This is a genomic window from Ruegeria sp. H4, assembly GCF_056533065.1.
In genome coordinates this window covers 523,979-535,934 of sequence record NZ_JBQFOC010000002.1, presented here as the reverse complement: position 1 = coordinate 535,934, position 11,956 = coordinate 523,979, and the positions used below count along the sequence as shown (strand labels likewise).

The window sequence follows — 11,956 nt, the reverse complement described above, 5'->3', positions numbered from 1 at the left end:
GCTACGCTGCTGCAAAGACCGCTTCGAGCTTGCGGGCGATCTGGCGTTGAATGGGTGGAAGCTCTCCGACCACCGGCAGGGTTGCGCCTTGAAATCCTGCGCGATCCAGCTCCTGTGGGACATCTTCCAGCACATGGCCTCCGGTGCAGGCGAAAAAGGGCAGACAAAGAGACTGCGCACCGGCACCGCTTGCCGCATCTGCGATGGATGGGGGTTCTTCAACAAACCCGGCTTTCAGGGTCCTGAAAGGCAGCAGCCCGCCCAAATTTTCGGCGAACTCCAATGTCACAGCGGATGGATTGCGGCTGCGCCCAGATCCATGGGCGGCGATCACCAGATCTGTATCTTCGGTGACCCAGTCCTTTGACGTCAAAGCCTCGCGCAGGGCGGTGCACACCAAAGTTGGCAACTCAGGATCGACGCCAAGCGGGTCCAGAATCCGAAGCCCACGGTTGCCGACGCGTTTGGGCAAGGCACTGGTCACAAACCAGCCTTTGGCCATGAACAAAGGATAGATCACCGCATCAGATGGCAGTTCGTCCATCACCGCCTCAAGCCGGCCAGGGGCTGCCAAGGTGGCCGAATGCACCGAGACATCCTGGGTCAGAGCATCGACCTGAGCCGCAAATCGGGCAAGAGACGCCTCTGCCGGATCCGGGTCCGAGGGTTGACCATGGGCAACGATAATGGCCTGCGGCATATGTGGTTCCTTCTGTTTGCCCGATAGGTGTCGCGCCGGACGTGTAAGTCAAGGCGGGGATTATCCCAAAAGGGTCAGCCAAAGCCAGACGGTTATGATGGACGCTGCAGTTCCGATCAGTACAGATGACGCGGCGACCCGCTTGGCCCGGCCATACATATTGGCAAAGATATAGGCATTAAAACCCGGCGCCATCGCTGCGTTTAACACGCCCGAGCGAAACAGGTCCTGTGGCAGGCCTGTGGACGCGCCAAAGATCCAAACCAGACTAGGATGCAGCATAAGGGAAATGCAACAAACGTAAGCAATCGTCCTTAAATCGCCCTCGGGTTTGTACTTAACCAGCACGCCCCCCAGCGCAAACAAGGCGCCGGGCAAGGCCGCACGGGTCACAAGGCCAAGGGCCTCATCGACCACCCGAGGTATGACAATACCCGACAGGTTCACGACAAACCCAAGCGCGATACCCAGAATCAGGGCATTCTTGAACATCGCAGACAAAACCGACCGCGCCAAGCGTATGCCGCCATGACCGCGATTTCGAACAATCTCCATCACCGTGATGCCGACGCCGTAACAAAAGGGCGAGTGGAAGGCGATGATGGCGTAATTGCCAGTCAGATTGTCAGGCCCGTAGGCGCGTTCCGTGATGGGCAGGCCCAACAGGACCGAATTCGAGAACAGGCAGCAGAAGCCGATGGCAACGCAATCCTCCCAATCGCGCCCAAAGACCAGCCGCGCGCCGAACAGCCCTGCGGTAAAGCACAGGGCAGCGGCAGAGTAGAAGCTGATCAGCAGGCGCGGATCGAAACTGGCGCTGAGGTCCAGATGCGCAATGGCTAGAAATAGCAGGCAGGGGATGGCAAACCCCTGCGTAAATTTCATTAAACCGTCGACATGAATTTCTTTGAAATAGCCAGACCGTGTTGCTGCATAGCCTGCGCCGATGACCAGAAAGACCGGAAGGATGACGTCGATCAGGCTTTGAAGCATATCGCCCCGCGGCTTGACGATATCTGGCTCGCGCAGAGCAGCGGCTTACAGCGCCTGTTCGATCACCATCCCGTCATAGGCGGGGGTGATATTGTCAGGTGTCTCGGCCTCGACCGTCGCATAATCCAGATCGATATGCATATTGGTCAGAACCGCGCGTTTCGGGCCAAGCCGCTCGATCCAACCCAGTGTCTTTTCGAGATGCGCATGGGTGGGGTGAGGTGACCGGCGCAGGGCGTCGATGATAAGGCAATCCAGCCCCTCCATCTTTGGCCATGCGTCGTTATAGATTTCCGCGACATCCGGTAGGTAGGCGAGGTTACCCATCCGGAAGCCCAGCGAGTCGATCGAACCGTGGTTCACCTTGAATGGCTCAAACGGGATCGGGCCGCCGGGACCGTCGATTTCGAACGCGCCATCAATGGATTTCAGATCGAGGATCGGCGGATAGGGTGAGCCTTCGGGCTGGATGAACGCATACCCAAACCGACCCAGCAGGGCGTTTTGCGTATCACCATCGGCCCAGACTGGAACGCGGGTTCGCATGTTGAAGACGATCATTCTCAGATCGTCGATCCCATGCATGTGATCCGCGTGCGAGTGGGTATAGACGACCCCGTCCAATCGTCCGGTTCCCGTGTCCAGCAACTGGCTGCGCATATCCGGTGTGGTGTCGATCAGCACCGATGTAGTGCCATCCGGCCCGTCCCGTTCCACCAGCAGAGAGCAGCGGCGGCGGATATTACGCGGGTTCGCGGGATCGCAATCACCCCATTGCCCGCCCAGGCGCGGCACGCCGCCCGAAGATCCGCAGCCCAGAATGGTGCAACGCAGTAAGTTCATGCAGCGGCCTTAAACTGGGTGACCTTGGAAAACAGGCGGTCGAAGTTTAACTGAGTTTGTGCGGCGAATGCGGCGTAATCCATGCCGAACACCTCGGCCCCTTTGCGGGCTGTATACGCGGTATAGGCGGGTTCGTTGCGCTTGCCACGATAGGGTGGTGGCGCCAGATAGGGCGCGTCGGTTTCCACCAGAATACGATCCACCGGGGCTGCAGCGAAGATATCGCGCAGCTCCTGGCTTTTGGGAAAGGCAGCGATGCCGGACATGGACAGGTAGAACCCCAAATCCAAAGCGGCGCGGGCCAGTTCGGCTGAGGATGAAAAGCAGTGCATGACGCAGGAATAGGGCGCGTTGCGGTATTCCTCAGTCAGGATGCGGGCCATGTCATCATCGGCGGCGCGGGCGTGGATGATCAGCGGTAGGCCCGTGCGCTGTGCGGCCTCGATATGGATGCGCAGCGATTGTTTCTGCACCTCGGCACTGTCGGCGGTGTAGTGGTAATCCAGTCCGGATTCGCCGATGCCTACGAGTTTTGGGTGCTGTGCAAGCGCGACCAGCTCGTCAACTGTCGCCATCGGCTCGTCTGCCGCGCTCATCGGGTGAGTGCCTGCGGCGTAGAAGACCGGCGCGTGGGCCTCGGCAATGGCGCGGACGGTGGGTTCATTGCGCAGGCGGGTGCAGATGGTGACCATTCGGGTTACGCCTGCATCGGCGGCGTTGGCGATGATCTGGTCCAGCTGCCCTTCGAAATCGGGGAAGTCCAGATGGCAATGGCTATCGGTGATTTCGGGCGTATCGCTCATCTGCTCTGACCGGCGGTTTCCTGTATCTTGAACACCGTATCTAGGACCAAAGCGGCAGGGTCAAGGTTCACCGCCTGACCATGGCGCGCTCGGGCTGTGATTGTCGCGGCAACTTCGGCCCAGCGGCGCGCCTGATGAGGCGACGCGGATAGGCGGGCAAGCGTCTCGGCCTCGTTTGGGGCGGCTTCAGGCGCGGGAGGCGCACCGGTTGCCCCGGTCAGGGCCAGGCGGGACAGGGCGATGTCGATCAGGGTCAATAACAGTTCGAACCGCTCGGCTGCGCCGCGCTGGGCGGCGGTTTCGGCCAGCTTCAAAGCGCGTTGGCGATCCATGCGGGGCAGGGTGCCTAGAACAGCGATCAGTTCTGCATAGAGGTCCAATCCGCCCAGATTGATCAGACGCACCGCATCGCCGACCGATCCCGCGGCCAGCGCGGCCAGATGATCCGCCTGCGATGACGGTTCCGCCCCGGTCTGCGCCAAGGCGGCCTGCATGTCCTCAGGCCCCAGCGGTGAGAGGCGCAAGGTTCGGCAGCGCGACCTTATCGTAGGCAACAGGCGCGAAGGCTGGTGCGATATCAGCAGAAGCGTGGTCCTTGCAGGCGGCTCCTCAAGCATTTTCAACAGCGCATTCGCGGCGCTGACATTCATCTCATCAGCAGAATCGACGATGACTACGCGCCGCCCACCATCTGCCGAAGATAGACCGAAAAACTTGCCCAGTTTGCGGATGTCATCCACGACAATCTCACCACGTAACCGCCCCTGATCGTTCAGCGAGCGTGTTATGGCCGCCAAACCGGGTTCCGCACCCGCCATGATCCGGTGCGAGACCGGGTGGCCCGGATCAATATCCAGTGTTTCAGGGGGTGGAGGCGCGCCGAATAGCCCACCGTCATCAGCCGGAGGCGTTGCCAGAAGAAACCGCGCAATCCGCCAGGCCAATGTGGCCTTCCCAACCCCGCGCGGGCCGGTCAGAAGCCAGCCGTGGTGCAACCGGTCCGAGGTATAGGCAGTTAGAAACGCCTGTTCCGCCGCGTCTTGTCCGAAAAGGCGCAAGGTTTCACGCGGATGCGGCGCGCCGGGCGCCTGATCTGGGGTTGGGGTGTCGTCGCTCATCGTCTATCGCAAAGCTGCCTGGACGATGTCTCTCACATCTTGTGCGACGCTGTCCATGTCGCGATTGCCATCGACGACGCGGAACCGGTCGGAAAACTCGTCGGCCAAAGCCAGAAACCCAGAGCGCATCTGTTTTTGCAAGGCAGGGCCGAAATCTTCAAACCGTTCCTCGGTGCCCTGGCGGCCTTTGGCGCGGGACAGGCCGATTTCCGGGTCCATATCGACCAACAGGGTCATGTCGGGTTCGCGTCCGATCATGAGACTGTGCAACTGGTCGACAATGCCCCTCAGATCACCACGCGAGAGGCCCTGATACATGCGGGTGCTGTCGGCAAAGCGGTCGCAGATCACCACCTTGCCATCGGCCAGCGCTGGTTCGATGGTGCGTTCCAGGTGGTCGCGGCGGGCAGCAGTGAACAGCAGAATTTCGGTTTCAGCCGACCAACGATCCGGGTCGCCTTCCAGCACCAGCCTGCGGATTTCCTCAGCTCCGGGCGATCCCCCAGGTTCGCGCGTCAGAATGACCTGGTGGCCCGTCTCGCGCAGAAACTCGGCCAACATCCGAGCCTGAGTTGATTTACCTGATCCGTCAATGCCTTCAAAGGTCAGGAATAACCCGCGTTTCGTCACATCGACTCCAGCGGGTTATTGATCACGTCTTTCAGAACAATACCGCCCACGGTCATCATGCGCACCATGAACCCACCCAGAGGCACATCTTCGGCTGCAACCAGCGGGCGGCGAATTTCGGGCAGGCCTTCGGGTTTGATGACAAGCTCAGCCAGTTGATCGCCCTTGGCAACAGGGGCGTTGATCGGGCCGTCATAAACGACCTCTGCCTGCACATTCTGAGTGCCAAGAACCGGGAACAGAACGTTCAGGTCGCCCTCGGGCACCAACCCCACGGTCTTCTTCTCACCCATCCACAGCTTGGCTTGGGCTATCGGCGTTTCTTCGGTGGCAACTGTCCTCTCGACAAAATTTCGAAACGACCAGTTAACCACGGACTCAGCCTCCTCTGCCCGCTGAGCGGTACTGTCGAGACCGGTGAGGACAAAGATCACACGACGGTCGCCTTGTTTAGCCGATCCGACCAGGCCATATCCCGCTTCTTGCGTGTGGCCGGTTTTGAGCCCATCGGCCCCGATGTCCAGCCGCAGCAGAGGGTTCCGGTTGCGTTTGTTCGATGGCGCGCGCCCGTCGAATTCGAACTCTTCTTCAGCAAATAGCGGGTAGTATTCCGGGAAATCGCTGATCAAGCGATCCGCAAGAACCGCGAGATCATGCACCGACATCATATGCCCTGCGGCGGGCCAGCCGTTTGAATTGGCAAAGTTGGAATTGTCCATGCCCATCTGTTTGCCGCGTTGGGTCATGTAACGGGCAAATCCCGCCTCGGTCCCATCGGGGCTCAGCGCTTCGGCGATCACTACGCAGGCATCATTGCCCGACAGAACGATGATACCGCGCAACAGGTCCTCGACCGTCACGCGATCTTGTGTGTTCAGGAACATGGTCGAGCCGCCATAGCTCATCGCGTGTTCAGATACGGGCAGAGTTTCCTGCAAAGTCAAACGCCCATCGCGCAGCGCTTCGAACGCGACATAGAGCGTCATGAGCTTCGACATCGACGCGGGCGGCAGCGGTTGATCAGCGTCTTTCGACAGAAGTACAGTTCCGGTTGACTGATCGATCACATAGGCGGCACGCGCCGTGGTATCAAACGCGTGTGCGGGCAGGGCCAGGACAGCCATCCCGAGGGTAAATACGGATGTGCGAATTGCGGATAGCACGGGGCGCCTCCTGTTATCAGTTGGACACGGTGAATGCGTCGGTAAAGCCCAGGTCTTTGACATCGGTCTGAATCGCCTTGCGATCGGCGCGTGTTGTGGCAGGGCCGACCAGAACGCGCCAGACGGTTTTGTCTTCAGCCTCTAGCGCACGGACCTCGGCAGCCATACCATTCTTACGGATTTTTTCTGCGGCGGTGTTTGCATTGGCTTCAACACTGAACGTGCCGATCTGAACATAGGGCTTTGTCAAGTTCGACGCAGCAGGGGCGGCAGCTGCGGCCGCTGCCGGAGTGGCCTCGGCCGCGTCAATTGCGGCGGCTGCCCCTTCGATTGGGTCCAGCGGTGTGGCCGTTATCTCTTCGGGCTGCTTTTTCTGCCACCACTTGCGCTTGGCGGGTTTTTCGGTTGGGGCTGCAACGGGGGCGTCAGACAGTCCCGGTGCGGCGGCCCCAGCGGCTGAGGTGCTGTCTACCGCAGCTTCCGCAGCCTCTTCACTGGCCGAGCCAGCCGCCGCTGCAGCAGCGCCCGCTGCGCCCGCGGCAGCAGCCGGTTCTTTCTTTTGCCACCACTTGCGCTTGGCCGGCTTTTCCGGTGCAGCGGCCTCTGCTTCAGGTGCAGCGGCTGCGACTTCGGTTTCTTCTTTCGGAGCCTCGGCCTCGGGCGTCTGTTCTTCAGCGGGTGGTTCTTCTTTGGGTTCTTCCCGGCGCAGGGCTACAACGCTGACCCGCGTTGGCGCCCCGGCCAGCATTCCAAGTTTTTCCGCCGCGGCAGAGGAAACCTGCAAGGCAGGCCCCGGCAAGTTCGCCTGACGCCGGAACAGCGCGCCCGTGACGCTTTTGTTGTTCGCGGTGTTCTTGATCAAAACGCGTTCTGGTTGGTTAACATCAGGATGCGCCACCCAGATGCCGCCCAGCGAAGGCCGCCCATCCCAAAGCCCAGCTTCGGTTACCGAAAACACATCCGGTGCCTCAACGTCGCGCTGCGAGCTGTTGGTGACCTGAGGTACGAGTTCGATTGTCGAATTGTCCGCGCTGTCGCTCCTGGGCTTCGTTGATCCGTCCTGAGATTGAAGAACGTCGTCACACCCGGACAAAACTGTCAAAGTCACAGCTAGTACAGCCAGTCCTCGCGGATTTGCGCGTGTCTGTGTCGCTCGCTTCATCTCTTGTTCCCTTGCCTGAAAGGGCTTCGTTTTTTTCCAGCCCCGCCGAATGACCGGTTCTAAGCGCCAGTCTGCTGCGATCTTAAGGCCAGATCATAACGTGGCTGAAGGTCCAAGGAAAGGCTGCTGCGCAGGCTTGAGCAAGATTTCCCGATTTCGGCTTGCCTCTGATCTCAGTTGGGCTTAGACCGGGCCTCCGACGGGGAGGTGGCAGAGTGGTCGAATGCGGCGGTCTTGAAAACCGTTGAACGTGAGAGCGTTCCCAGGGTTCGAATCCCTGTCTCCCCGCCACTTGGCCTTTGCAATCCAATCACTCCAAGAACGGTTCTGGCAACTATTGCGACTTCAGGTCACGCGACCTGAGCCGAGAGTTGAAGCTGCGTGAACTCCGCATGGCCCTGAGTTTATCAGTTTGAGGGAAGCGTAAAATGAAGCGAGTTTTGCCTCCACCGGATACAACTGTGCTCGCTGTGTCGAAGCACCTTTCCCATCGTCGCACAATGATTGCAATGACAAGGACGTTCACTACATTCTAGGTAACTAGGATTCGCGACAGCCAGCGCGACGACTGTTTGTTTTGGTGTGCTGACTAGCTCCAGGATTTGACAGAGACAACAACTCTGCCGTCTGGGCCGTCATCCAGTTCCACGCCAAGCGCTTCGCCGACATTCACCATCCCAAGTCCTGTTTTTGCCAGAGTGTTCAAGTGTAGAAAACAATCGCGGGGATCATCAAACACATTTACGAACCCGTATTGCTTTTTCTCGCAGAACCATTTGACGCGTGCGGGCAGGTAAGTTCTACCTTCCCGTTCGCTGGTTCCGTCAGGCAAAAAATCTGGCACCGGTTCAGCCTGCAGCTCAAGGATCTCGACGATTTGTGTGCCCTTGGATGTGCGGCGCGCAAGCGCCTTGATTTCGCATCCGGGTGCTATGGATGTTTGGCCAAACTCGTTGAGCGTGTTCTGATGGAGCAGTGCATCTTTGCCCGTCTCGTCGCAGGTGACAAATCCGTATCCGTGTTTGGCAGCAAACCATTTCAAAACACCTGAAAACTGGACCAGAGCGGGATCGCCAAGCGTCGAACCATCCATAACAAGCAAACCTTTGAACATCACTGTCTTGAGCTAAACCCTTCATAGTAAATATGGTATTTATTAGTCATGTTTTAGGAGACTTGTGGTAAACCACAGATTAACACCCGCGGCGTTCGCAGCTGTGTATCTACTAAGATCAATGGCGCCTCAGCCCGCCACCACCATCTGTCGTTGAACGCCTAAGCCTTCGACACCAAGTTCAAGGATGTCTCCGGGTTTCAGGTAGACGGGAGGATTTTGCCCCATGCCAACACCGGGGGGGGTGCCGGTTGAAATCACGTCACCCGGTTGCAGCGACATGAACTGAGACAGGTGAGATACCACCGCCGCCACGCCAAAATGCATCGTTCGGGTTGAACCATCCTGATATCGATGGCCGTTCACCTTAAGATAGATCGACAGGTTTTGTGGGTCTGGAACCTCATCCCGGGTGACCAGCCACGGGCCAATGGGGCCAAAGGTGTCGGCTGATTTGCCTTTGGTCCATTGGCCCGAGCGGTGTAGCTGAAAATCACGTTCGGACACGTCGTTGACCACGCAATATCCGGCAACATAGTCTAATGCATCAGCCTCCGAGACATACTTGGCTTCTTTGCCGATGACGACGCCCAATTCGACTTCCCAATCGGTTTTGGTCGACCCGCGTGGGATCTCGACCGAGTCATTGGGCCCTGAGATGGCCGAGGTCGCTTTGAAAAAGATCACCGGTTCGGCGGGCAAATCCATCCCGCTTTCCGCCGCGTGATCGGCATAATTCAGGCCGATGCAGATGAATTTTCCAACCTGGCCGACGCAGGCCCCAATGCGCGGATTGCCGGTAACAACGGGCAGAGTTGATACGTCAAGCGCACGCAGCCGGTCGAGGGAGGCTTTGTCCAGCATCTCACCCGTGATGCCATCGACCATGGCAGATAGGTCCCGAATGGCACCGTCGTCATCCAGCATCCCCGGTTTTTCTGAGCCCTTTGGGCCGTAGCGAAGCAATTTCATAGTTTGCGGATATCCTGATTGGTAGTGGCGTCGAGCGTCGGCTTTCGAAGCCTGCAGCCTGTAGGACTTTGGGTCAACCGCTCAGTACGCTTTGAAACCTTACAGGCTTAGGGGTGAGATCCCCCCTGCAAAAGCCGCAAGAATGGGCGCGGCCAGCGCGATGCCCGCACGCATGAAATCGCCGGGCCCATCTGACAGACCGTGTGTGGATCGCCAGTCATCGACATCGAAGTCGTCCTCTGTGTCGTCTACCTGCCGGGCCGCAATGGCCAATTGTGTCACCCGACCATCCAGGATCAGTGCCACCGGCAGATAGAAGCTGAGCATCAGCAGACAGAAATAGGTTCCGGTGAACAAAGCCGATGCTGTGACCAAAGAGCTGAATGCGGCCTTTTCGGCCTCTGCAATGACGGGTAAGGGCCAGTACATCCAACTTGACGCAAAGAACATCCCAAAGGTCAGGATCAGACTGGACAGATACAGCTGTTGCTTCATTTGGCGGATGCTGCGGGCCAGGCTGGCGGCCGTATCTTCGAGATCGTCACCGCCGCCAAATGACAGGCACAAGATCATCCCAGCAATCAGCGCGCCTACTGCCAGACCGGCCAGTGCGGTGACAATATCCATCACGCGCCGGAAGAGTGAGAAGACGGGGATATCCCCACAGGTGCCCAGGGCCCAGAGATCATTGGGTCCGTCGCAGCCCGGCAACGTGCCTTTGGACAGAGCCATTTCAAATAGCTCTTTTCCGACTTGCCCATAAATCTGCGGGGGCGTGTTCGTCATGTGCTGCTGAATGACCGGGATCATCGCAAGGCAGAAAACCGTTATAACGGTCAGAATTGCGGCCAGCCTGGTAGCGCGTTCCGTCGGTCGCCTCAGGTTGCGTACCAAGACGGCGACCGGAAGAACAGCCAGAGCGGCAAAGAACCATGACGCCGCAAGAAACCGATACCGGCCAACTGTTTCCAACCAATCCTGATCCGCGATAAGAATGCCAACAGACAGGTTCAGGTCTTTTGGCAGCATGTGTGTCTGGATCAACTCATGGATCAGAAACACGCAAATCGGCAGCGCGACGATCGAAAAGTAATGCAGTTCTACGCGACGTTCGGACACGAGGGCGCCCCCCTTGCGTGAAAATTGTCTAAAAAACAGAGCATAGCATGGAATGAGGCTGGTTTCACGGTGTGGGTGGATGTTGGCCGCGTAGTGCCCGCATCCGTGTTGCCCGGCCAAACCGCGATGGATGGCGGTTTTTAGCCAATAGAAGCGAGGGATGTGATAAGATCAAGCGCAAGAGATGTTTTGGTGGGGCCATGATTAACCCAGTTCAGAACTATCACTACAACCAACAGCGCCGCGCCGGACCCCGGCCTTTGTTATGCTACAGCCCGTCGACCAGCCTGTATTTCGGGACCGAAGGTAAGGTTTCAAGCTGTTGTTATAATCGTGAACCGCTGGGCCGATATCCGGATCAATCCATCCGCGAAATCTGGCAGGGGCGTCCAAGGCAAACCTTGTGCCAGCGCGTGGCGCAGGGTGATCTGGGTGGCGGGTGCAATGGGTGCGGGTCGCAGATTGAAACCGGGAACTACGGCGCTGTTGTCGCACAGCATTTTGATCGCTGGAGCGTTGATCCCGATCACCCGACCTCGTTTTCGTTCGAACTCCACAATGCATGCAATCTGGAATGCATCATGTGCAACGGGGAACTGTCTTCGCGTATCCGTCGCTACCGCGAGCTGCGCCCGGCGATGCCGCAGGCTTATGGGGGCGAATTTGTTGAGGAGTTAGAGGATTTTATCCCGCATCTTGAAGGTACAACCTTTTATGGTGGCGAGCCCTTTGTAATGCGGCTTTATTATCAAATCTGGGAGAGGCTGATCGCCCTGAACCCAGAGTGTGAGATTACCATTCAGACCAATGCAAGCCTGCTGCCGGATCAGGCCTTGTCGGTTCTGGAGCGGGGAAATGTGCATATTGGTATCTCGCTCGACTCTGTCCGGCGTGAAACCTATTGCTCGATCCGCCGCAACGCGGATTTTGATGAAGTGATTAAGAACACCCGCTGGCTGGCCGAGTATTCGCGGCACCATCAGCGCCCGTTTGGCATATCGGCCTGTATCATGACGGTGAACTGGCAGGAACTGGCAGACCTGTTGGCTTTTGCCGACGACCTGGGTGCGGTTTTGTATTTCAACACTGTGTGGGAGCCCGAGCACTTGTCGCTGGCCTATGCCCCCCCCACCATGATCCTGCGAGTGATTGATCTGTACCGCAGACTTGCCGTCGAAAGGGGATTGCGCGGACCTATGGATGTGGCGAGGACTGTGACATCGACCAATCTGGCCGGATACATCGCCTTGCTGGGCACCTGGTATCAGGCTGCAATTCACTGCCAAAGCGAAGAGAAATTGGCGAAACTCAAGAGTTTGGTGTAGACTGGCGACAAGAA

12 protein-coding genes and 1 tRNA gene are annotated in these 11,956 nt (G+C 58.3%); 2 read left to right on the top strand and 11 right to left on the bottom strand.

From position 1 onward, the window contains the following. Window position 1: 1 nt before the first annotated feature. The 8 genes from ACR0KG_RS14140 to ACR0KG_RS14105 are packed head-to-tail and all read right to left on the bottom strand — an operon-like array spanning window position 2 to window position 7,412. Window positions 2–700, bottom strand: a complete 699-nt coding sequence (locus ACR0KG_RS14140) for a CbiX/SirB N-terminal domain-containing protein (RefSeq protein ID WP_480540872.1) — start codon at window positions 698–700, stop codon at window positions 2–4. A gap of 60 nt (window positions 701–760) precedes the next feature. Beyond that, entirely contained in the window at window positions 761–1,693 is a 933-nt protein-coding gene (locus ACR0KG_RS14135) for an AEC family transporter (protein ID WP_480827629.1), read from the bottom strand. Between the two features lie 45 nt (window positions 1,694–1,738). Then, the gene (locus tag ACR0KG_RS14130) at window positions 1,739–2,536 is read right to left on the bottom strand and encodes an MBL fold metallo-hydrolase (RefSeq protein WP_480547789.1); all 798 of its coding nucleotides are present in this window, start codon (window positions 2,534–2,536) and stop codon (window positions 1,739–1,741) included. Further along, window positions 2,533–3,339 carry a TatD family hydrolase gene (locus ACR0KG_RS14125; RefSeq protein ID WP_480827628.1) on the bottom strand — a complete coding sequence of 269 codons (807 nt, stop codon included), beginning with the start codon at window positions 3,337–3,339 and terminating at the stop codon, window positions 2,533–2,535. The genes ACR0KG_RS14130 and ACR0KG_RS14125 overlap by 4 nt, the downstream gene beginning before the upstream one ends. Then, window positions 3,336–4,457 (bottom strand): DNA polymerase III subunit delta', encoded by a 1,122-nt coding sequence (locus ACR0KG_RS14120; protein WP_480827627.1) that lies wholly within the window; start codon window positions 4,455–4,457, stop codon window positions 3,336–3,338. Before ACR0KG_RS14120 ends, ACR0KG_RS14125 begins: the two co-directional genes overlap by 4 nt. Window positions 4,458–4,460: 3 nt before the next feature. Next, window positions 4,461–5,087, bottom strand: a complete 627-nt coding sequence (gene tmk / locus ACR0KG_RS14115; RefSeq protein ID WP_480827626.1) for a dTMP kinase — start codon at window positions 5,085–5,087, stop codon at window positions 4,461–4,463. Continuing rightward, on the bottom strand, window positions 5,084–6,211 hold the full coding sequence (locus tag ACR0KG_RS14110) for a D-alanyl-D-alanine carboxypeptidase family protein (protein WP_480827849.1): 1,128 nt from the start codon (window positions 6,209–6,211) through the stop codon (window positions 5,084–5,086). Before ACR0KG_RS14110 ends, tmk begins: the two co-directional genes overlap by 4 nt. 55 nt (window positions 6,212–6,266) lie before the next feature. After that, window positions 6,267–7,412, bottom strand: coding sequence for an SPOR domain-containing protein (locus ACR0KG_RS14105; RefSeq protein WP_480827625.1), 1,146 nt, complete (start codon window positions 7,410–7,412; stop codon window positions 6,267–6,269). A gap of 201 nt (window positions 7,413–7,613) precedes the next feature. On the opposite strand from ACR0KG_RS14105, the gene ACR0KG_RS14100 reads away from it, so the two are divergent. Then, window positions 7,614–7,703: transfer RNA gene (locus tag ACR0KG_RS14100), tRNA-Ser, on the top strand. A 298-nt stretch (window positions 7,704–8,001) separates the two neighbouring features. Here the strand turns inward: ACR0KG_RS14100 and ACR0KG_RS14095 are convergent. The 3 genes from ACR0KG_RS14095 to ACR0KG_RS14085 form a co-directional block, all read right to left on the bottom strand. Then, window positions 8,002–8,505, bottom strand: coding sequence for a cold shock domain-containing protein (locus tag ACR0KG_RS14095; RefSeq protein ID WP_480827624.1), 504 nt, complete (start codon window positions 8,503–8,505; stop codon window positions 8,002–8,004). A 150-nt stretch (window positions 8,506–8,655) separates the two neighbouring features. Continuing rightward, the gene (locus ACR0KG_RS14090) at window positions 8,656–9,498 is read right to left on the bottom strand and encodes a fumarylacetoacetate hydrolase family protein (protein WP_480547795.1); all 843 of its coding nucleotides are present in this window, start codon (window positions 9,496–9,498) and stop codon (window positions 8,656–8,658) included. Window positions 9,499–9,597: 99 nt separating this feature from the next. Then, the gene (locus tag ACR0KG_RS14085) at window positions 9,598–10,617 is read right to left on the bottom strand and encodes a hypothetical protein (RefSeq protein WP_480827623.1); all 1,020 of its coding nucleotides are present in this window, start codon (window positions 10,615–10,617) and stop codon (window positions 9,598–9,600) included. A gap of 200 nt (window positions 10,618–10,817) precedes the next feature. On the opposite strand from ACR0KG_RS14085, the gene ACR0KG_RS14080 reads away from it, so the two are divergent. Continuing rightward, window positions 10,818–11,942 carry a radical SAM protein gene (locus ACR0KG_RS14080; protein ID WP_480827622.1) on the top strand — a complete coding sequence of 375 codons (1,125 nt, stop codon included), beginning with the start codon at window positions 10,818–10,820 and terminating at the stop codon, window positions 11,940–11,942. Window positions 11,943–11,956 lie beyond the last annotated feature (14 nt).

Bases quoted from the DNA above. Each gene is read 5' to 3' on its own strand.
- ACR0KG_RS14140 (WP_480540872.1), bottom strand. From the start codon at position 700: ATGCCGCAGGCCATTATCGTTGCCCATGGTCAACCCTCGGACCCGGAT.
- ACR0KG_RS14135 (WP_480827629.1), bottom strand. From the start codon at position 1,693: ATGCTTCAAAGCCTGATCGACGTCATCCTTCCGGTCTTTCTGGTCATC.
- ACR0KG_RS14130 (WP_480547789.1), bottom strand. From the start codon at position 2,536: ATGAACTTACTGCGTTGCACCATTCTGGGCTGCGGATCTTCGGGCGGC.
- ACR0KG_RS14125 (WP_480827628.1), bottom strand. From the start codon at position 3,339: ATGAGCGATACGCCCGAAATCACCGATAGCCATTGCCATCTGGACTTC.
- ACR0KG_RS14120 (WP_480827627.1), bottom strand. From the start codon at position 4,457: ATGAGCGACGACACCCCAACCCCAGATCAGGCGCCCGGCGCGCCGCAT.
- ACR0KG_RS14110 (WP_480827849.1), bottom strand. From the start codon at position 6,211: ATGGCTGTCCTGGCCCTGCCCGCACACGCGTTTGATACCACGGCGCGT.
- ACR0KG_RS14105 (WP_480827625.1), bottom strand. From the start codon at position 7,412: ATGAAGCGAGCGACACAGACACGCGCAAATCCGCGAGGACTGGCTGTA.
- ACR0KG_RS14095 (WP_480827624.1), bottom strand. From the start codon at position 8,505: ATGGATGGTTCGACGCTTGGCGATCCCGCTCTGGTCCAGTTTTCAGGT.
- ACR0KG_RS14090 (WP_480547795.1), bottom strand. From the start codon at position 9,498: ATGAAATTGCTTCGCTACGGCCCAAAGGGCTCAGAAAAACCGGGGATG.
- ACR0KG_RS14080 (WP_480827622.1), top strand. From the start codon at position 10,818: ATGATTAACCCAGTTCAGAACTATCACTACAACCAACAGCGCCGCGCC.